General features: G+C 74.1%; 21 protein-coding genes. 9 read left to right on the forward strand and 12 right to left on the reverse strand.

The window, feature by feature from the left end:
- Window positions 1-12: 12 nt before the first annotated feature.
- Window positions 13-1,239: a glycogen synthase gene (glgA, locus tag FB586_RS15435; RefSeq protein WP_136520183.1), complete on the reverse strand. Its 1,227-nt coding sequence runs from the start codon at window positions 1,237-1,239 to the stop codon at window positions 13-15.
- A gap of 108 nt (window positions 1,240-1,347) precedes the next feature.
- On the opposite strand from glgA, the gene glgC reads away from it, so the two are divergent.
- Both glgC and serB read left to right on the forward strand, forming a co-directional pair.
- Window positions 1,348-2,589, forward strand: a complete 1,242-nt coding sequence (gene glgC / locus FB586_RS15440; RefSeq protein WP_136520184.1) for a glucose-1-phosphate adenylyltransferase — start codon at window positions 1,348-1,350, stop codon at window positions 2,587-2,589.
- 46 nt (window positions 2,590-2,635) lie between these two features.
- Window positions 2,636-3,307, forward strand: coding sequence for a phosphoserine phosphatase SerB (gene serB, locus FB586_RS15445; protein WP_281276686.1), 672 nt, complete (start codon window positions 2,636-2,638; stop codon window positions 3,305-3,307).
- Between the two features lie 38 nt (window positions 3,308-3,345).
- On the opposite strand, the gene FB586_RS15450 is transcribed toward serB, so the two are convergent.
- From FB586_RS15450 to fabG, 3 genes are all read right to left on the reverse strand, one after another.
- Complete coding sequence (locus FB586_RS15450; protein WP_136520185.1) at window positions 3,346-3,867, reverse strand: SixA phosphatase family protein; 522 nt, start codon at window positions 3,865-3,867, stop codon at window positions 3,346-3,348.
- Window positions 3,868-3,976: 109 nt separating this feature from the next.
- Window positions 3,977-4,744: an enoyl-ACP reductase FabI gene (gene fabI / locus FB586_RS15455; RefSeq protein WP_136520186.1), complete on the reverse strand. Its 768-nt coding sequence runs from the start codon at window positions 4,742-4,744 to the stop codon at window positions 3,977-3,979.
- A gap of 56 nt (window positions 4,745-4,800) precedes the next feature.
- Entirely contained in the window at window positions 4,801-5,562 is a 762-nt protein-coding gene (gene fabG, locus FB586_RS15460; RefSeq protein WP_136520187.1) for a 3-oxoacyl-ACP reductase FabG, read from the reverse strand.
- Between the two features lie 111 nt (window positions 5,563-5,673).
- On the opposite strand from fabG, the gene FB586_RS15465 reads away from it, so the two are divergent.
- Genes FB586_RS15465 through FB586_RS15475 form a run of 3 tightly spaced genes read left to right on the forward strand, consistent with a single transcriptional unit; the run spans window position 5,674 to window position 7,228 of the window.
- On the forward strand, window positions 5,674-6,012 hold the full coding sequence (locus tag FB586_RS15465) for a DUF3099 domain-containing protein (protein WP_246036798.1): 339 nt from the start codon (window positions 5,674-5,676) through the stop codon (window positions 6,010-6,012).
- Window positions 6,009-6,236, forward strand: coding sequence for a hypothetical protein (locus tag FB586_RS15470; protein WP_136520188.1), 228 nt, complete (start codon window positions 6,009-6,011; stop codon window positions 6,234-6,236). Before FB586_RS15465 ends, FB586_RS15470 begins: the two co-directional genes overlap by 4 nt.
- A complete protein-coding gene (locus tag FB586_RS15475) occupies window positions 6,233-7,228 on the forward strand; it encodes an SURF1 family cytochrome oxidase biogenesis protein (protein WP_136520189.1) in 996 nt (331 codons plus the stop codon). Before FB586_RS15470 ends, FB586_RS15475 begins: the two co-directional genes overlap by 4 nt.
- Here FB586_RS15475 and FB586_RS15480 read toward each other — a convergent pair.
- Complete coding sequence (locus tag FB586_RS15480) at window positions 7,201-8,799, reverse strand: ABC-F family ATP-binding cassette domain-containing protein (RefSeq protein ID WP_136520190.1); 1,599 nt, start codon at window positions 8,797-8,799, stop codon at window positions 7,201-7,203. The genes FB586_RS15475 and FB586_RS15480 overlap by 28 nt on opposite strands.
- A gap of 194 nt (window positions 8,800-8,993) precedes the next feature.
- Between FB586_RS15480 and FB586_RS15485 the strand changes: the two genes are divergently transcribed.
- From FB586_RS15485 to ypfJ, 4 genes are all read left to right on the forward strand, one after another.
- Entirely contained in the window at window positions 8,994-9,674 is a 681-nt protein-coding gene (locus tag FB586_RS15485) for a biotin transporter BioY (RefSeq protein WP_136520191.1), read from the forward strand.
- The gene (locus FB586_RS15490; protein ID WP_136520192.1) at window positions 9,671-10,411 is read left to right on the forward strand and encodes an energy-coupling factor ABC transporter ATP-binding protein; all 741 of its coding nucleotides are present in this window, start codon (window positions 9,671-9,673) and stop codon (window positions 10,409-10,411) included. The genes FB586_RS15485 and FB586_RS15490 overlap by 4 nt, the downstream gene beginning before the upstream one ends.
- A 113-nt stretch (window positions 10,412-10,524) precedes the next feature.
- Window positions 10,525-11,145, forward strand: a complete 621-nt coding sequence (locus tag FB586_RS15495) for an energy-coupling factor transporter transmembrane component T family protein (protein ID WP_168800574.1) — start codon at window positions 10,525-10,527, stop codon at window positions 11,143-11,145.
- 74 nt (window positions 11,146-11,219) lie between these two features.
- On the forward strand, window positions 11,220-12,098 hold the full coding sequence (gene ypfJ, locus FB586_RS15500; protein ID WP_136520194.1) for a KPN_02809 family neutral zinc metallopeptidase: 879 nt from the start codon (window positions 11,220-11,222) through the stop codon (window positions 12,096-12,098).
- A 67-nt stretch (window positions 12,099-12,165) separates the two neighbouring features.
- On the opposite strand, the gene FB586_RS15505 is transcribed toward ypfJ, so the two are convergent.
- The 7 genes from FB586_RS15505 to sufB form a co-directional block, all read right to left on the reverse strand.
- Complete coding sequence (locus tag FB586_RS15505; RefSeq protein WP_136520195.1) at window positions 12,166-12,561, reverse strand: metal-sulfur cluster assembly factor; 396 nt, start codon at window positions 12,559-12,561, stop codon at window positions 12,166-12,168.
- Window positions 12,558-13,046, reverse strand: coding sequence for a Fe-S cluster assembly sulfur transfer protein SufU (sufU, locus tag FB586_RS15510; protein WP_136520196.1), 489 nt, complete (start codon window positions 13,044-13,046; stop codon window positions 12,558-12,560). Before sufU ends, FB586_RS15505 begins: the two co-directional genes overlap by 4 nt.
- The gene (locus tag FB586_RS15515) at window positions 13,046-14,365 is read right to left on the reverse strand and encodes a cysteine desulfurase (protein ID WP_136520197.1); all 1,320 of its coding nucleotides are present in this window, start codon (window positions 14,363-14,365) and stop codon (window positions 13,046-13,048) included. The genes sufU and FB586_RS15515 overlap by 1 nt, the downstream gene beginning before the upstream one ends.
- A 127-nt stretch (window positions 14,366-14,492) precedes the next feature.
- A complete protein-coding gene (gene sufC, locus FB586_RS15520) occupies window positions 14,493-15,254 on the reverse strand; it encodes a Fe-S cluster assembly ATPase SufC (protein ID WP_136520198.1) in 762 nt (253 codons plus the stop codon).
- Between the two features lie 20 nt (window positions 15,255-15,274).
- A complete protein-coding gene (locus tag FB586_RS15525) occupies window positions 15,275-15,607 on the reverse strand; it encodes a non-heme iron oxygenase ferredoxin subunit (protein WP_136520199.1) in 333 nt (110 codons plus the stop codon).
- A complete protein-coding gene (sufD, locus tag FB586_RS15530) occupies window positions 15,604-16,902 on the reverse strand; it encodes a Fe-S cluster assembly protein SufD (RefSeq protein WP_136520200.1) in 1,299 nt (432 codons plus the stop codon). Before sufD ends, FB586_RS15525 begins: the two co-directional genes overlap by 4 nt.
- Complete coding sequence (gene sufB / locus FB586_RS15535; protein ID WP_136520201.1) at window positions 16,902-18,359, reverse strand: Fe-S cluster assembly protein SufB; 1,458 nt, start codon at window positions 18,357-18,359, stop codon at window positions 16,902-16,904. The genes sufD and sufB overlap by 1 nt, the downstream gene beginning before the upstream one ends.

The following is an 18,359-nucleotide window of genomic DNA, read 5'->3' on the forward strand; positions in this document are numbered from 1 at the left end:
CGGGCCCGGCCGTCAGGCTCCCAGCACCGTCCGGTACACCTCGAGCGTCCGCTCCCCGATCGCCCGCCACGAGAAGTGGTCCTCGACGCGACGCCGCGAGGCGACGCCGAACGCCGCCGCACGCTCCCGGTCCGCGACCGCGCCCGCGAGCGCGGCGCCCAGGTCGGCGACGAAGCGGTCCGGGTCGACGGGCGTGCCGGTGCCGTCCTGCACCTGCTCGATCGGCACGAGCCAGCCCGTGACGCCGTCGTCGACGACCTCGGGGATGCCGCCGGTGGCGGTGCCGACGACCGGCATCCCGACGGCCATCGCCTCGAGGTTGACGATGCCGAGCGGCTCGTAGACGGACGGGCAGACGAACACCGTGCCGTGCGCGAGGACCGCGACGAGCTCGTCGCGCGGCAGCATCCGCTCGATCCACACGACGCCGCCGCGCCGGGCCTGCAGCCCCTCGACGAGCCCGGTGACCTCCGCCATGATCTCGGGGGTGTCCGGGGCACCCGCGCAGAGCACGAGCTGCACGTCGGCGGGCAGCGCCTCCGCGGCCCGCAGCAGGTACGGCAGGCCCTTCTGCCGGGTGATGCGCCCCACGAAGACCACTGCCGGGCGGTCCGGGTCGATCCCCAGGCCGTCGACGACGGCGCGGGCCCGAGCGGTCGCCTCGTCGCCCTCGGGACGGCGCCAGCCGTCGAGGTCGATGCCGTTGTGCACGACGTGCACCCGGCCGGGGTCGACGGCCGGGTAGGCGCGCAGGATGTCGTCGCGCATCCCGGCGCTCACGGCGATCACGCCCGCCGCAGCCTCGTAGGCGGTGCGCTCCACCCAGGACGACAGCGCGTAGCCGCCGCCGAGCTGCTCGGCCTTCCAGGGGCGCAGCGGCTCGAGGCTGTGCGCCGTGACGACGTGCGGCACGCCGTACAGCAGCGACGCGAGGTGGCCGGCGAGGTTCGCGTACCAGGTGTGCGAGTGCACGAGGTCGGTGCCGCCGCCGGCGTCGTCGCGGCCGATGCCGTCGACGATCGCGAGGTCGACGCCCATCGTCGCGAGCGCGGCGTTCGCACCCCGCAGCGCGTCGGGCACGGAGTACCCGTGGGTGCCCGGCTCGGCGACGGGCTCGTCGAAGGCGTGCACCCGCACGTCGACCAGATCGCGCAGCACGGCCGTCAGCCCCGCGACGTGGACGCCCGCGCCGCCGTAGACGTGCGGCGGGTACTCACGGGTCAGCAGGTCGACGCGCACGGGGGGCCTCCAGGTGGTGACCGGCCTGGTCAGCCGGTCCTGGACGACACGCTAGCGCGCACGCCGCGTCGCCTCGCTGCGAGCGCCCGACAGCCCTAGGTTGGGTCCATGCCAGCGCCGCGTGTCCTCGCCATCGTCCTCGCCGGAGGGGAGGGGAAGCGGCTCATGCCCCTGACGACGCACCGCGCGAAGCCCGCCGTGCCCTTCGGCGGCATCTACCGGCTGATCGACTTCGCCCTGTCGAACGTCATCAACTCGCACTACCTGCACGTCATCGTGCTGACCCAGTACAAGTCGCACAGCCTCGACCGGCACGTGTCCCGCACGTGGCGCATGTCGCCGCTGCTGGGCAACTACGTGGCGGCCGTGCCCGCGCAGCAGCGGGTCGGCAAGCACTGGTACCTCGGCAGCGCCGACGCGATCTACCAGTGCCTCAACATCATCGACGACGAGCGCCCCGACATCGTGGTCGTGGTCGGCGCCGACCACGTCTACCGCATGGACTTCTCGCAGATGGTCGACGCGCACGTCGAGTCGGGCGCGGAGCTGACCGTCGCGGGCATCCGGCAGCCCATCGACATGGCGGACCAGTTCGGCGTCATCGAGACGGTGCCGGAGGACCCGTCGCGCATCGCCGCGTTCCGGGAGAAGCCGTCCGACCCGACGCCGGTGCCCGGCTCGCCGACGGAGATCCTCGCGTCGATGGGCAACTACGTCGCGAACGCGGACGCCCTGGTGCAGGCCGTGACGGCGGACGCGCAGAACGTCAACTCGCGCCACGACATGGGCGGCGACATCGTCCCGTGGTTCGTCGAGCGCGGGACGGCCGGCGTGTACGACTTCATCCGCAACGACGTGCCGGGCTCGACCGACCGGGACCGCGACTACTGGCGGGACGTCGGCACGATCGACTCCTACTACGAGGCGAACCACGACCTCATCTCGATCGAGCCGGTGTTCAACCTCTACAACGAGGAGTGGCCCGTCTACACCGGCTACACCGGGCTGCCGCCGGCCAAGTTCGTGCACGCCGGCGCGGGCCGCCTGGGCCACGCCGCCGACTCCATCGTCTCGCCCGGCGTGCTGGTGTCCGGCGCCACGGTCTCCTCGTCGGTGCTCTCCCCCGGGGTGCGGCTGCACTCGTGGGCGCAGGTGACCGACTCGGTGCTCATGGACAACGTCGAGGTGTCCCGGTACGCGCAGGTGCACCGGGCGATCCTCGACAAGAACGTCGTCGTGCCGGAGCGCGCCCGCATCGGGCTCGACCACGACCACGACCGTGCGCGGGGGTTCACCGTGACCGAGAGCGGCATCACCGTGGTGCCCAAGGGCACCGTCATCACCGACTGACGGACACCACCGCGTCCACGCCCGGCCCGCGACTAGCCTGCCGGGCGTGGACAGCACCCCCGCACGCCCGGACGTCACGACGGACACCCGCCGGCTCGTCGTCATGGACGTCGACTCGACGCTCATCACGGGTGAGGTCGTGGAGATGCTCGCGGCGCGCGCCGGCTCCCTGCCGCTCGTGGCCGCGATCACCGAGCGCGCCATGCGCGGCGAGATCGACTTCGGACAGTCGCTGCGCGAGCGCGTCGCGACCCTCGAGGGGCTGCCCGTGTCCGTCTTCGACGACGTGCTGGCCGAGGTGGAGCTGACGCCGGGCGCCCGCGAGCTCGTGGCCGAGCTGGACCGGCGCGGCTGGCCCGTCGGCCTGGTGTCCGGCGGGTTCCTCGAGGTCGTGCGTCCGCTCGCGGCGGGCCTGGGGATCACCCGCGTGCACGCGAACCGCCTCGAGGTGCGCGACGGGCGGCTCACGGGCCGGGTCGACGGCCCGGTGGTCGACCGTGCCGCGAAGGCCGCGACCCTCACCGCCTGGGCGGACGAGCTCGGCCTGCCCCTGGCGCGCACGGTCGCGATCGGCGACGGCGCGAACGACCTCGACATGCTGGCCGCCGCGGCCACCGGCATCGCGTTCAACGCCAAGCCCGTGGTGGCGCAGGCGGCGGACGTCGCCCTCGACGGCCGGCTGGACGCGGTGCTCGCGCTGGAGCCGTTCGCCGGCTGAGGCGGGAGGCGCGGGACGCCGGCGAAGCGGCCGGCGGCTCAGTCCGGCAGGCCCAGACGCACCAGGCGCAGGCCGCCCGGCGCGGTGGCGTCCCACGGGCCGTCGAGCTCGAGGACCGACCACGAGGACGTCGGCACGCCCGTGCGCACGCGGGCGAGGACCTGCTCGTCGGACCCCGGACCCGCGAGCGTCACCGCCGCGTGCGACATCGTCGGCTCGTGCCCCACGACGAGCACCGTGCCGTCGTCCTCCGGCACCGCACGGACGAGCTCGGCGAGGTCCCCGGTCGTCGCGTCGTACAGCGCGTCGGTGACGGTCAGCACGGGGTCCGGGGCTCCGGCCGCGGCCAGCGCGGTGCGGGCCAGCTCCCAGGTCTGCCGCGTGCGCAGCGCCGAGGAGCACAGCACCCGTGACGGCACCAGGTCGGCCGCGGCGAGCGCCGCGCCCGCGGCCGACGCCTGACGGCGCCCGGGCAGCGCGAGCGGACGCTCGTGGTCGGGCAGCGAGCCGGCGGGCTCGGCCTTGGCGTGGCGCAGGAGCACGAGTCGGTGCGAGGTCACCGGACCAGCGTCCCACCGACGGCCCCGCCCGCACCGGGGTGCGGGCGGGCGTCGGCCGTGACGTGCGCGACGTCCGCCGTCACGGAGCCATCCGTCGCAGAGCCGTCCGTCACAGACCCATGGCGTGGACGCCGCCGTCGACGTGCACGATCTCGCCGGTCGTCGCGGGGAACCAGTCGGACAGCAGCGCCGCGACCGCACGGGCCGTCGGCTCCGGGTTCGTCACGTCCCACCCGAGCGGGGCGCGCTCGGGCCAGCCGCCCTCCATCGACTCGAAGCCGGGGATCGACTTGGCAGCCGTCGTGCGGATCGGGCCGGCGGACACGAGGTTCACGCGGATGCCCTGCGGACCCAGGTCACGCGCGAGGTAGCGGGCGGTCGACTCGAACGCGGCCTTGGCGACGCCCATCCAGTCGTAGACCGGCCACGCGTAGCGCGCGTCGAACGTGAGGCCGACGACGGAGCCGCCCGGCCCCATGAGCGGCAGGGCCGCCACGGCGAGCGACTTCAACGAGTACGCGCTGATCTGCACGGCGGTCGCGACGTCGTCCCACTCCCCCGCGAGGAAGTTGCCGCCCATGACGGACTGCGGCGCGAAGCCGATCGAGTGCACGACGCCGTCGAGGTGGTCGGCGTGCTCGCGCACGCGGTCGGCGAGCGCGGCGAGGTCCTCGGCCGAGGTCACGTCGAGCTCGACGACGGGCGCCGGCTGCGGGAGGCGGCGCGCGATCGCCTGCGTCAGGCGGAGCTGGCGCCCGAACGACGAGAGGATCACCTGGGCGCCCTGCTCCTGCGCGAGCCGCGCGACGTGGAACGCGATGGATCCGTCCGTGAGGACGCCGGTGACCAGGAGCGTCTTGCCCTCGAGCAGTGCCATGGGATGCCTTCCGTGGGTGGTGCGGGGAGAGAGTGCGGGGCGCGGGGCGGCGGGCGTCAGTGGCCCATGCCGAGGCCGCCGTCGACGGGGACGACCGCACCGGAGACGTAGGCCGCGGCGTCCGACGCGAGGAACTCGACCACGCGGGCGACCTCCTCCGCGTGCCCGAACCGGCCGGCGGGGATCGACGCGAGGTACGCGTCCTGCCGGTCCTGCGGCAGCGCCTTCGTCATGTCGGTGTCGATGAAGCCGGGGGCGACGACGTTGGCCGTGATGTTGCGCCCGCCGAGCTCGCGCGTGATCGAGCGGGCCATGCCCACGAGCGCGGACTTCGACGCCGCGTAGTTCACCTGGCCGGGCGAGCCGTAGAGGCCGACGACCGACGAGATGAGCACGATGCGGCCGCGGCGCAGGCGGATCATGCCCTTGCTCGCGCGGCGGACCACGCGGAACGACCCGGTGAGGTTGACGTCGAGGACGTCCTCGAACTCCTCGTCGGTCATGCGCAGCAGGAGCTGGTCGCGCGTGACGCCGGCGTTCGCGACGACGACCTCGACGGGGCCCTGCGCCTTCTCGACCTCGGTGAACGCGGCGTCGACCGCGGCGGTGTCGCGGACGTCGGCCCGGACCTCGAGGACACCCTCGGGGGCGCCGCCGGAGCGGACGATCGTCGCGACCGCGTCGCCCGACGCGAGGAACCGCTCGGCGATGGCGCGCCCGATGCCGCGGTTGGCGCCGGTCACCAGGACGCTGCGCGGCGCGCGGGCGGTCGCGTCGGGCGTGGTGGCGGTCGTGGGCTCGGGTGTCGTCGCAGGCACGGGTCACGACGCTAGCCGACGCCCCCGCGACGGCAGGGGGTGCGGGCGCGCACGAGTTGCGGGCCCGTCCTTGTGGGACGCCCACAACGACGCACGCGCCTACCATGGGGTGTGAGCACCCGACGCCGGCGCGGCCTCCCGGACGAGGAGGTGCACCGCATCACCAGCGCCCCCGAGCCGCTGGCGGACGACCTCGCCCGCCGGCAGCGCCGCTACCTGTGGCAGATGGGGATCCGCGTGGTCTGCTTCCTCGCCGCGGGCCTGCTCTGGGCGCACGTGCCCGTGGTCGTGCCGATCGTGCTGATGTCGGCGGCCGTCGTGCTCCCCTACGTCGCGGTGCTGCTGGCGAACGCCGGCCGCGAGCGGCGCGTCGAGGGCGACGTGTACATGACGCCGCGTGAGCTGGGCGCCGCACCCCGCGGGGGCGGCGAGCTGGGAGGGACCGAGTGAGCACGCCCGACGCCGTCGACGAGCTGGTGTGCAGCGCCCGCGGGTGCCGCGCCGACGCGACGTGGGGCGTGCTGTGGAACAACCCGCGCCTGCACACGCCTGAGCGGCGCAAGGTGTGGCTCGCGTGCGACGAGCACCGCACCCACCTCGGGGAGTACCTGCAGGTGCGCGGGTTCCTGCGCGACGTCGTGCCCGTGGCCGACCTCGAGCGGGCGGTGCCGTGAGCGACGGGTCCGACCCGCTGCACGTGCCGGCGGTGGGCACGCGCGCGGACGTCCGTCGGCGCGCGCTCGGGCTGCTCGCGCTCGCCGTCGCCGTCGCCGTGGTGTGCACGTTCCTCGGACGCTGGCAGTGGCATCGGCACGTGGCCCGCGCCGCGGCGATCGCCGTCGTCGAGGAGAACTACGCGGCCGCGCCGACGGATCTCGCGGACGTCGTGCCCGACCCGTCCGCCCCGCTGCCGGACGACGACGCGTGGCGCCGGGTCACCGTCACCGGCCGCTGGCTCGCGGATGCGACCGTGCTGCTGCGCAACCGGCCCGTCGACGGCACGCCCTCGTACCACGTGCTCGTGCCCCTGCTCGTGACGGACGCCGCACCGGGCGCCTTCGGGCCGCCGGTGGACGCCGGCCGCGTCCTCGTCGTGGACCGCGGCTGGGTGCCCACCGGCGAGGACGGGTCGTCCGGGGTCGACGTGCCGCCGCCGCCCGCCGGCGACGTGGAGGTCACCGTGCGGCTGCGCCCGGGCGAGTCGCCCAGCACGCGGGACGCCCCGGCCGGGCAGGTCCACACCATCACGCCCGCGCAGGTCGTGGCGGCGGGGGGCGAGGCCGTCCCGGCCGACGCCGAGCCGTACGCGGCGTACGGCGGCCTGGTGAGCGAGCTGCCGCCGGCCGGGACCGAGCTCGGGGCCCTGCCGGCACCGAGCACCGACCCCGGCTCGCACCTGTCGTACGCGTTCCAGTGGTGGGTCTTCGCCCTCGGCGGGCTCGTCGCGTTCTCGGTCGCCGCGCGGCGTGAGTGGCGCGACGCACCTCCCGCCGGTGACGGCGGTGCGGCCGGGCCCGACGGGCGTCCCGGTCCCCCGCCGCCGCCCGCCCCGCCACGTCCGCGACGGGCGCGCGGCCGCGACGAGCTCGACGAGGACGCCGAGATCGACGCGCAGCTGGGCGGCGGCGCCAGCCGGGGTCAGGCGAGCGCGATGAGGTCCAGGTAGTCCGGGCCCCACAGGTCCTCGTCGCCGTCGGGCAGCAGCAGCACCCGCTCGGGCTCGAGCGCGGCGACCGCGCCCTCGTCGTGGCTGACGAGCACGACCGCGCCCTTGTACCCGCGCAGCGCGGCGAGGATCTCCTCGCGGGAGGCCGGGTCGAGGTTGTTCGTCGGCTCGTCGAGCAGCAGCACGTTCGCGCTCGAGACGACCAGGGCCGCGAGCGCCAGCCGCGTCTTCTCTCCACCCGAGAGCACCCGCGCGGGCTTGTCCGCGTCGTCGCCCGAGAACAGGAACGAGCCGAGCACCGAGCGGACCTGGGTGTCCGTGAGGTCGGGCGCCGCCGTGCGCAGGTTCTCCACGACCGTGCGGCTCAGGTCGAGCGTCTCGTGCTCCTGCGCGTAGTAGCCCAGCTTGAGCCCGTGCCCCGGCTTGACCTCGCCGGTGTCCGGCTTCTCGAGCCCGGCGAGCATGCGCAGCAGCGTCGTCTTGCCGGCGCCGTTGAGGCCGAGGACGACGACCTTGCTCCCGCGGTCGATCGCGAGGCTGACGTCGGTGAAGACCTCCTGCGAGCCGTACGACTTCGACAGCCCCTCGGCCGTGATCGGCGTCCGGCCGCTCGGCGCGGGGTCGGGGAACCGCAGCTTCGCGACCTTGTCGGAGACGCGCACCTCCTCCAGACCCGACAGCATGCGCTCGGCGCGGCGCGCCATGTTCTGCGCCGCCACGGCCTTGGTCGCCTTGGCGCGCATCTTGTCGGCCTGCGCGAGCAGGGCGGCGGCCTTCTTCTCGGCGTTGGCGCGCTCGCGGCGGCGGCGCTTCTCGTCCGTCTCGCGCTGCAGCAGGTACGCGTCCCAGCCGAGGTTGTACTGGTCGAGCTGCGAGCGGTTGGCGTCGAGGTGGAAGACCTTCGTCACCGTGGCGCGCAGCAGCTCCACGTCGTGGCTGATGACGAGGAAGCCGCCCGGGTAGTTCTTCAGGTAGTCGCGCAGCCACACGATCGAGTCGGCGTCGAGGTGGTTCGTCGGCTCGTCCAGCAGCAGGGTCTCCGCGCCGGAGAACAGGATGCGCGCGAGCTCGACGCGGCGGCGCTGACCGCCGGACAGGGTGCCGAGCTCCTGGCCGAGCACCCGGTCGTCGAGACCGAGGGCCGCCGTGATGCGGTGCGCCTCGGACTCGGCCGCGTACCCGCCGGCGGCGGTGAAACGCGCCTCGAGCTTCGTGTAGCGCTCCATCGCGCGCTCGCGCGTCGCGTCGTCCGTGGACGCCATCGCGCCCTCGGTCTCGCGCATGGCCGCGAGCACGGCGTCGAGGCCGCGCGCCGAGAGCACGCGGTCCAGGGACAGCTGGGTGAGGTCGCCCGAGGCGGGGTCCTGCGGCAGGTAGCCGACGTCGCCGCTGCGGGAGACCGTGCCGCCCGTGGGCTGGCTCTCCCCCGCGAGGGTCTTGGTCAGGGTGGTCTTGCCGGCGCCGTTGCGGCCGACGAGACCGATCCGGTCGCCCGAGGCGATGCGGAAGGTCGTGGGTTCGAGCAGGACGCGTGCGCCGACGCGCAGCTCGACGGCCGAGGCGGTGATCACTGGTGGTTTCCTCCGAGGACGCCGGGAGGGATCTGGCGCCCGGCACAAACGCCCAGCAGTCTACCGAGCCGCTAGCGTGACGAGCGGCTCAGGGGCTGCGGCCCGCGTCGGTCCGGTCCGCACCGGCGCGACGCGGTGCGGTCCGGGACACCGCCGTCCGGCCAGGACCCGACACTCCCTGCGGAAGGCGACCCATGTCCAGCGCTTTCGACGACACGACGACCGACGAGGCCGCGCGTGCGCAGCCGACCGCCGACGCCCCGCGGGAGGCGGCCCTGCCGGCCCCGCGCGAGCGGCGCCGCCCCGGCACGGACGTCGCCCTCGTGGCGACGTTCGCCGCCTTCGTCGCGGCGTGCGCGCTCGTCCCGCCGATCCCGACCGGCTCGGGCGTGCCGATCACCCTCCAGACGTTCGGCGTGGTCCTCGCCGGGCTGGTCCTCGGCCCGCTGCGCGGGTTCCTCGCGGTCGCGCTGTACCTGGTCGTGGGCCTGGCGGGCGTGCCCGTGTTCGCCGAGATGACCGGTGGGCTCGGCGTGCTCGGCAAGCCCTCGGTCGGCTACCTGCTGTCGTTCCCGCTGGCCGCGGCGGTCGCCGGTCTGCTCTCGCGCGTCGCGCTGCGCGCGCCGCTGCGGTGGCGCTGGGCGGCACTGGCCGCGGCGGGCCTCGGGGCGTCGTTCCTCACGGTGCACCCGGCGGGCATCGCCGGACTGGTGTGGCGGGCCGGCCTCGACCTGCCGGCCGCGTTCCTCGTCGACGTCGTCTACTGGCCGGGCGACGTCGTGAAGAACCTCCTCGCGGGCGCGGTCACGGTCGCCGTGCTGCGCGCCTACCCCGACCTGCGCCCCGACGCCCGGGCCCGAGCACCCCGTCCGTGATCACGTTCGAGGACGTCGAGGTCACCGCCTGGACGTCCGACCCCGCGGGCGGCGCCGACCGGGTCGTGCGGCTGCTCGGGCCCGTCTCGCTCGCGCTCGCCGAACGCCGCGTCGCCGTCGTCGGGGCCAACGGCTCCGGCAAGTCCACGCTCGCCCGGCTCGTCAACGGGCTGGTCCTGCCGTCGGCGGGGCGCGTCGTCGTCGACGGGCTCGACACGGCCGACGACGGCGCCGCGGTACGCCGGCGCGTGGGCTTCGTGTTCACGGACCCGGACGCGCAGATCGTCATGCCGACGCCCGTCGAGGACGTCGCGCTGTCGCTGCGCCGGACCGTCCCGGACGCGTCCGAGCGCACGGCGCGCGCGCTCGACGTGCTCGCGCGCTTCGGCCTCGCCGACCGCGCGCACGTGCCCGTGCACGCGCTGTCCGGCGGGCAGCGGCAGCTGCTCGCGCTCGCCGCCGTCCTGGCAACCGAGCCGGCGGTGCTCGTCTGCGACGAGCCGACGACGCTGCTCGACCTGCGGTGGCGCACACGCGTGGACGACCTGCTCGCGTCGCTCGACCAGCAGGTCGTCGTCGTGACGCACGACCTCGAGGCGGCCGCGCGCGCGGACCGGGTGCTGGTGGTCGACGGCGGCGCCGTCGTCGCCGACGGACCACCGGGGCCGGCCCTCGCGCACTACCGGGCGCTGATGACCGGGGCGTCCGCCGCCCCGTCCGGCGAGCGGCGCCCGTGACGTCGCCCCGGGACCCTGCGGCACCGCCGCGCACGGGCACCGCGACGGACGGGAACGGGCCTGCGCGGGCCGGGCGACGGGTTGGACGAGGGCGCGCACGGGCCGGCGGGCCGGTGCGCGCGCCGTGGGCGGGTCCGCTCGGGCTGCACCACCCGGGACGCAGCGTCCTGCACCGCGCCCCGGTCGCGGCGAAGCTCGTCGCGCTCGCCGCGCTGAGCCTCGCGGTCGTCCTCGTGCGCGGCCTGACGGCCGCCGTCGCGGGTCTCGCGCTCGTCGTCGGGGCCACTGCGCTCGCGCGGGTCCCGTGGCACCGCACCACCAGGGGCCTGCTCCCGGTCGTGCTCACCGCCGTCGCGCTCGGCGCCTACCAGACGTGGGTGGGCGACCCGGCGCGTGGTGCCGAGGCGGCGGTGGACCTGCTCACGCTCGTGCTCGCGGGCAGCCTCGTCACCGCCACGACCCGCGCCGACGACCTGCTGGCGGCGGTCACACGCGCGGCCCGTCCCCTGCGGCACGTCGGGTTGCCGCCCGAGACCGTGGGCCTCGCGGTCAGCCTCTTCCTGCGGACGGTCCCCGTGCTCGTCCGCACCGTCGCCGAGACGCGCGACGCGGCGCGGGCACGGGGCTTCGAGCGCGACCCCCGCGCGCTCGTCGTGCCCGCCGCCGTGCGCATGGTCGGCCACGCGCGCAGCACGGGCGACGCCCTGGCCGCACGGGGCCTCGGCGACGACTGACCCGAGCCGGACGGGCGCCCAGGACCGGGAGCGCTCGCCGAGCGACCCGGGCGGCCCCGGTCTAGCGTGACCGCGTGACGTTCAGCGAGGGTGGCGGCTTCGAGGGCGGCCGGGTCAAGCGACGCTCCGGCGGTGCGGTCGCGGCCGGCGGCGGCGGTCTGATCGGGGTGATCGCGCTGGCGATCTACCTGTTCACCGGTCAGGACGTCTCCCCGCTCCTCGGCGGGGCGGCACCGGACGGGGGCGGCGGGCAGGAGTCCTCCCTGGTCGAGTACTGCACCGTCGAGCAGGCGAACGAGAACCCCGACTGCCGGCTCGAGGTCACGATCCAGGCCCTGGACACCTACTGGGCCGAGGAGCTCGCGTCCGCGGGTGGCTCGTTCCAGGCGCCCGAGGCTGCCGTCTTCGAGGGCAACGTCTCCACCGCGTGCGGCGCCGCCTCGTCGGCGACCGGGCCCTTCTACTGCCCGGCGGACCAGTCGATCTACGTCGACCTCGGCTTCTTCCGGACGCTGCAGACGCAGTTCGGCGCCCAGGGCGGTCCCCTCGCCGAGATGTACGTGTACGCGCACGAGTACGGCCACCACGTCCAGAACCTCACGGGCGTCTTCCAGCGCGCGGACCGCAGCGGCGGCGGCGCCGAGTCCGACTCGGTGCGCGTCGAGCTCCAGGCCGACTGCTACGCCGGCATGTGGGCCGGTGCCGCCACGCAGACCCTGCGGCCGGGCACGGACGTCCCCTACCTGCAGCCCATCACGGCCGAGGAGCTGGCCCAGGCGCTCGACGCGGCCGCCGCGGTCGGCGACGACCACATCCAGCAGCAGTCCGGCGGAGGCGTGGACTCCGACACCTGGACGCACGGCTCCAGCGAGCAGCGCCAGCGCTGGTTCACCATCGGCTACGAGCAGGGCTCCCTGGAGGCGTGCGACACGTTCGCCGCGCAGACGCTCTGACACGACCCGCGCGGACGACGACGGCCCGGTCCCCACGGGGGGCCGGGCCGTCGTGGCACGCGGTGCGTCAGATGTTGAAGCCGAGCGCCCGCATCTGCTCGCGACCGTCGTCGGTGATCTTCTCGGGGCCCCACGGCGGCATCCACACCCAGTTGATGCGGAAGCCGTCGACGATGCCGTCGAGGGCCTGGGCCGACTGGTCCTCGATGACGTCGGTGAGCGGGCACGCCGCCGACGTGAGCGTCATGTCGATGACCGCGGTGTTGTCGCCGTCGATCGCGACGCCGTAGACGAGGCCCAGGTCGACGACGTTGATGCCGAGCTCGGGGTCGATGACGTCGCGCAGCGCCTCCTCGACGTCGGCGACGTTGGCGGGCGCGGACGCGGGCGCCGCGGCCGCGGCGACAGGGGCGTCGTCGGGCGCCGTAACCGGCGCGGGGCTGGTGGTGGGTTCGGTGGTCATGCGTCCTCCCGGGCGCGTGCGCCGGACGTGATGAGGGCGTCGGACAGGGCGGTCCACCCCAGCAGCGCGCACTTCACGCGTGCCGAGAACCGCCCGACGCCCGTGAAGGCGGTGGCGTCGCCGAGGAGGTCCTCGGCGTGCTCGTCGTCGAGACCGGCGCCCTTGGACTGCATGAGCGCGCGGAACGTGGCGGCGAGCTCGTCGACGCCCGCGAGGTCCTTGTCGACGACGAGGTCGTGCAGCACCGAGACGGAGGCCTGCGAGATGCTGCAGCCCTGCCCCTCCCAGCGCACGTCGCGCACGACGCCGGCGTCGTCGAGGTCGACCTGCAGGGTCACCTCGTCACCGCACGTCGGGTTCACCTGGTGCGACTCGCCGGTGACCGCGGCGGCCTCGCCCGCGGTGCCGAGCCCCCGCCCGTGCGGGAACTTGGCGTGGTCCAGGATGACCTGCTGGTACAGCTGCTCCATCGATCCGGTGCTCATCACGCTCCCTCCGCACCGAAGAACGCACGGACCCCCGCCAGTGCTTCCCGGAACGCCGCGACGTCCTCGGCGGTCGTGTAGACGCCGGCCGACGCGCGCGTGGTCGCGGCGACGCCGAAGCGGCGGTGCAGGGGCTGCGCGCAGTGGTGGCCGACACGCACGGCGACGCCCGCGTCGTCGAGCACCTGGCCGACGTCGTGCGCGTGCACGCCGTCGACGACGAACGCGACGTTCGCGAGGCGGTCGGTCGTGTCGGTCGGGCCGATGACGCGCACGCCCGGCACGGACGCGACGGCGTCGAGCAGCAGCCCGGCCATCTCGGTCTCGTGCGCGTGCACCGCGGCCATGCCGAGGTCGCCGAGGTACTGCGCGGCGGCGCCGAGGGCGACAGCCTGCGACACCATCTGCGTGCCGGCCTCGAACCGCTGCGGCGGCGGCGCGTACGTCGTGGTCTCCATCGTGACGACCTCGACCATCGAGCCACCCGTCGTCACGGGCGGCATCGCCTCGAGCAGCTCGCGCCGCGCGTAGAGCGCGCCGACACCGGTCGGCCCGTACATCTTGTGCCCGGAGAACGCGGCGAAGTCCACGCCGAGGGCTGCGAGATCGACCGGCATGTGCGGGACCGACTGGCACGCGTCGAGCACCGTGAGCGCGCCGACCTCGCGGGCGCGGGCGACGAACCGCTCGACCGGCGTGACGGCCCCCGTGACGTTGGAGGCGTGCGAGAACGCGAGCACCTTCGTGCGCTCGGTGACGACCGTGTCGAGCTCGTCGACGCGCAGCCGGCCGTCGTCGGTGACGCCGATCCAGCGCAGCGTGGCGCCCGTGCGGGCCGCGAGCTCCTGCCACGGCACGAGGTTCGCGTGGTGCTCGAGCTCGGTGACGACGATCTCGTCGCCCTCGCCGAGGGCGAACCCGCGCGCCGCCTCTCCCCCGCGCCCGAGGGACGCGTTGGACATCGCGTACGCGACGAGGTTGAGCGCGGCCGTCGCGTTGGACGTCCACACGAGCTCACCGGGCGTCGCGCCGACGAACCCGGCGACGCGCGCACGGGCGTCCTCGAACGCCTCGGTCGCCTCCTCGGCGAGCTGGTGGGCGCCGCGGTGCACGGCGGCGTTGCGCTGGAGGTAGAAGTCCTGCTCGGCGTCGAGGACGACGTCCGGCTTCTGCGAGGTCGCCCCGGAGTCGAGGTACACCAGCGGACGCTCGTCGCGCAGGGTGCGCGCGAGCAGCGGGAAGTCGGCGCGGACCGCGGCGAGCTCCGCGGCGGACAGCCGGCCGTCGGGCGCGGCGACCGGCTCGAGCGTGCTGGTCATGGGATGTCCCTCCGGACGGTGGGCCGGGCGGCGGTGGCCGTCCGGTGGCCCCGGGTGCCGGGGCGCCGCCGGGACGCGACCGTGGTCGCGTCCCGGCGGGCGGTGCTCACGCAGCGCTCGCGCAGGCTCAGGCCGTGGCGGACGTGAGGAACCGGTCGTAGCCCTCGTTCTCGAGGCGCTCGGCCAGCTCGGGGCCGCCCTCCTCGGCGATGCGGCCGTCGACGAAGACGTGCACGAAGTCGGGCTTGATGTAGCGCAGGATGCGCGTGTAGTGCGTGATGAGCAGCACGCCGACGTCGGTCGTCTCGCGGACCCGGTTGACGCCCTCGGAGACGACGCGCAGCGCGTCGACGTCGAGGCCGGAGTCGGTCTCGTCGAGGATCGCGATACGCGGCTTGAGCAGCTCCATCTGCAGGATCTCGTGGCGCTTCTTCTCACCGCCGGAGAAGCCCTCGTTGACCGAGCGCTCCGCGAACGAGGAGTCCATGCGCAGCGCGTCCATGGCGCCCCGCACGTCCTTCACCCACGTGCGCAGCGGCGGGGCCTCGCCGTCGATGGCGGTCTTGGCGGTGCGCAGGAAGTTCGACACCGACACGCCCGGCACCTCGACGGGGTACTGCATCGCGAGGAACATGCCGGCACGGGCACGCTCGTCCACGCTCATCTCGAGCACGTCCTCGCCGTCCAGCAGGACGGTGCCCGACGTGATCTCGTACTTCGGGTGGCCGGCGAGCGAGTAGGCCAGCGTCGACTTGCCGGACCCGTTGGGGCCCATGATCGCGTGGGTCTCGCCGCTGTTCACGGTGAGGTCGACACCGCGCAGGATCGGCTTGGCGCCTTCCTTGGTCTCGACGCTGACGTGCAGGTCGCGGATCTCCAGGGTGGACATCTCGGGGTACTCCTCGGGGTTCAGAGCGGGGCGTCGACGTCGACGAGCACACGCTCGCCGTCGACGGTCACGGGGTAGACGGGGACGGGACGGATGGCCGGCGGCGACAGCGGCTTGCCGCTGCGCAGGTCGAAGCGCGACCCGTGCAGCCAGCACTCGACCGTGCAGTCCTCGACCTCGCCCTCGGAGAGGGAGACGGCGCCGTGCGAGCAGACGTCGCTGATGGCGTGCCACTCGCCGGCCTCGTCACGGACGACGGCGACCTCGACGGGTCCCGCCTCGCCCTCGAGCTCGACGCGCAGCGTGCCGGCGACGGGCACGTCGTCGGTCATGCAGGCCAGCTGAGCGGTCATGCCTCGTCCGCCGGGGCGACCGCCTCGGACTCCTCGACCCGCGGGGTGCCGAGGATCTCGCTCATCGACTTCTCGAGCTCGGCCTCGATCGAGGCGATGAGGCGCTCCTCGACCTCGGGCACGCCGATCTCGTGGATGAGCTCGGCGAAGAACCCGCGCACGACCAGGCGGCGTGCGTCGGCCTCCGGGATGCCGCGGGCGCGCAGGTAGAAGAGCTGCTCGTCGTCGAACCGGCCGGTCGCGCTCGCGTGGCCGGCACCCTCGATGACGCCCGTCTCGATCTCCAGGTTGGGGACCGAGTCGGCGCGCGCCCCGTCGGTGAGGACGAGGTTGCGGTTGAGCTCGTACGTGTCGGTACCCTCGGCGGCCGCGCGGATGAGCACGTCGCCCACCCACACGGTGTGCGCGCCGGCGCCCTGCAGCGCGCCCTTGTACGTCACGCGCGAGATGCAGCTGGGCACCGCGTGGTCGACGAACAGGCGGTGCTCCTGGTGCTGGTCCGCGTCGGCGAAGTACGCGCCCAGCATCGTGACCGACGCGCCCTCGCCGACGAACTCGGCGTCGGGCGTGACGCGCACGACGTCGCCGCCGAGCGTGACCACGATGTGCTTGACGGACGCGTCGCGGCCGATGCGCAGGCGGTGGCTGGACGCGTGCACGGTGCCCTCGGCCCAGTCCTGCACGGACACGACCGTGAGGTGTGCGCCGTCCTCCGCGACGATCTCGACCGTCTCGGTGAGGTTCGCGTGCCCGACGTGGTCGATGACGACGACGCCCTGCGACAGCGGCTCGGCGTGCACGAGCAGGTGCGTCGCCGTCGGCTCGGCGGCGATCTCGTCGCTCGCCGAACCCTCGACGACGATCGACGTCACCTTGGACGAGACCGACTCGCGCGGCAGCGTCAGCACGGTCGCGCGCCCGAACGACGCCCACGCCGCGGCGGCGGTGCGGTCGCCGGGCTCGCCGGCACGCCCGAGGCGCGCGTCGTCGCGGTCGACGATCTCGACGCGCGCCTCCGGCGACTCGACGACGGTGGTCAGCACGCCGTGGCCCGACAGCACCCCGCCGGTCGCGGCGCCGAACAGCGGCGCGAACCGGTCGACGGGCGCGAACCGCCACTCCTCCTCCCGGCCCGTGGGGACCGGGAAGTCGGCGACGTCGAAGCTCGTCGGGCGCAATGCGCGCGACGACTCCGGGACGGTGCCCACGCCGTGGCTGTGGGCACCGTCCGCGACGGCACGCGAGTGGTCGGTCGAGAGGCCGACGCCGGCGCCCTCGTTCGTGGTGGTCGTCATCAGCCGACGGCCCCTTCCATCTGCAGCTCGATGAGGCGGTTGAGCTCGAGGGCGTACTCCATGGGCAGCTCGCGCGCGATGGGCTCGACGAACCCGCGCACGATCATGGCCATCGCCTCGGTCTCGGGCATGCCCCGGGACATCAGGTAGAACAGCTGGTCCTCGCTGACGCGCGAAACCGTCGCCTCGTGGCCCATCGACACGTCGTCCTCACGGACGTCGACGTACGGGTAGGTGTCCGAGCGCGAGATCTGGTCGACCAGCAGCGCGTCGCACAGCACGTTGGACGCCGAGTGCGAGGCACCCTCGAGGATCTGCACGAGGCCGCGGTAGGAGGTGCGGCCACCGCCGCGCGCGACCGACTTGGAGACGATCGAGCTCGACGTGTGCGGGGCCGCGTGGACCATCTTCGAGCCGGCGTCCTGGTGCTGGCCCTCGCCGGCGAACGCGATCGACAGCGTCTCGCCGCGCGCGTGCTCGCCCATGAGGTAGATCGCCGGGTACTTCATGGTGACCTTGGAGCCGATGTTGCCGTCGACCCACTCCATCGTCCCGCCCTCGGCGACCGTGGCGCGCTTGGTCACGAGGTTGTAGACGTTGTTCGACCAGTTCTGGATCGTCGTGTAGCGCACGCGGGCGTTCTTCTTCACGACGATCTCGACGACGGCCGAGTGCAGCGAGTCCGACTGGTAGATCGGCGCCGTGCAGCCCTCGACGTAGTGCACGTAGGAGCCCTCGTCGGCGATGATCAGCGTCCGCTCGAACTGGCCCATGTTCTCCGTGTTGATGCGGAAGTAGGCCTGCAGCGGGATCTCGACGTGCACGCCCGGCGGCACGTAGACGAAGGAGCCGCCCGACCACGTGGCCGTGTTCAGCGACGCGAACTTGTTGTCACCCGGGGGCACGACCGAGCCGAAGTACTGCTCGAAGATCTCCGGGTGCTCGCGCAGACCGGTGTCGGTGTCGAGGAAGATGACGCCCTGCTCCTCGAGCGACTCCTGGATCTGGTGGTAGACGACCTCGGACTCGTACTGCGCGGCGACGCCCGCGACGAGGCGCTGCTTCTCCGCCTCCGGGATGCCGAGGCGGTCGTACGTGTTCTTGATGTCCTCCGGCAGGTCCTCCCAGCTGGTGGCCTGCTTCTCGGTGGACCGCACGAAGTACTTGATGTTGTCGAAGTCGATGCCCGACAGGTCCGCGCCCCACCAGGGCATGGGCTTCTTGTCGAACAGGCGCAGCGCCTTCAGCCGCGTCCTGAGCATCCACTCCGGCTCGTTCTTCAGCCGCGAGATGTCGCGCACGACGTCCTCGGACACGCCGCGGCGCGCGCTCGCGCCGGCCACGTCCGGGTCGTGCCAGCCGTAGGTGTAGTTGCCGAGGGAGGCGATGGCCTCGTCCTGGCTCAGCGGCTCGGTCGCCGCCGGCCGGGTGGCCGTCTCGTCCGTGGGTGCGCTCAT

It is taken from the genome of Cellulomonas telluris (assembly GCF_004886325.1).
Lineage (GTDB): Bacteria > Actinomycetota > Actinomycetes > Actinomycetales > Cellulomonadaceae > Cellulomonas > Cellulomonas telluris.

Coding starts and splice junctions, on each gene's coding strand:
- glgC (WP_136520184.1), top strand. CDS start 1,348: ATGCCAGCGCCGCGTGTCCTCGCCATCGTCCTCGCCGGAGGGGAGGGG.
- fabI (WP_136520186.1), bottom strand. CDS start 4,744: ATGGCACTGCTCGAGGGCAAGACGCTCCTGGTCACCGGCGTCCTCACG.
- FB586_RS15485 (WP_136520191.1), top strand. CDS start 8,994: ATGTCCAGCGCTTTCGACGACACGACGACCGACGAGGCCGCGCGTGCG.
- FB586_RS15505 (WP_136520195.1), bottom strand. CDS start 12,561: ATGACCACCGAACCCACCACCAGCCCCGCGCCGGTTACGGCGCCCGAC.
- sufU (WP_136520196.1), bottom strand. CDS start 13,046: ATGAGCACCGGATCGATGGAGCAGCTGTACCAGCAGGTCATCCTGGAC.
- FB586_RS15515 (WP_136520197.1), bottom strand. CDS start 14,365: ATGACCAGCACGCTCGAGCCGGTCGCCGCGCCCGACGGCCGGCTGTCC.
- sufC (WP_136520198.1), bottom strand. CDS start 15,254: ATGTCCACCCTGGAGATCCGCGACCTGCACGTCAGCGTCGAGACCAAG.
- FB586_RS15525 (WP_136520199.1), bottom strand. CDS start 15,607: ATGACCGCTCAGCTGGCCTGCATGACCGACGACGTGCCCGTCGCCGGC.
- sufD (WP_136520200.1), bottom strand. CDS start 16,902: ATGACGACCACCACGAACGAGGGCGCCGGCGTCGGCCTCTCGACCGAC.
- sufB (WP_136520201.1), bottom strand. CDS start 18,359: ATGAGCGCACCCACGGACGAGACGGCCACCCGGCCGGCGGCGACCGAG.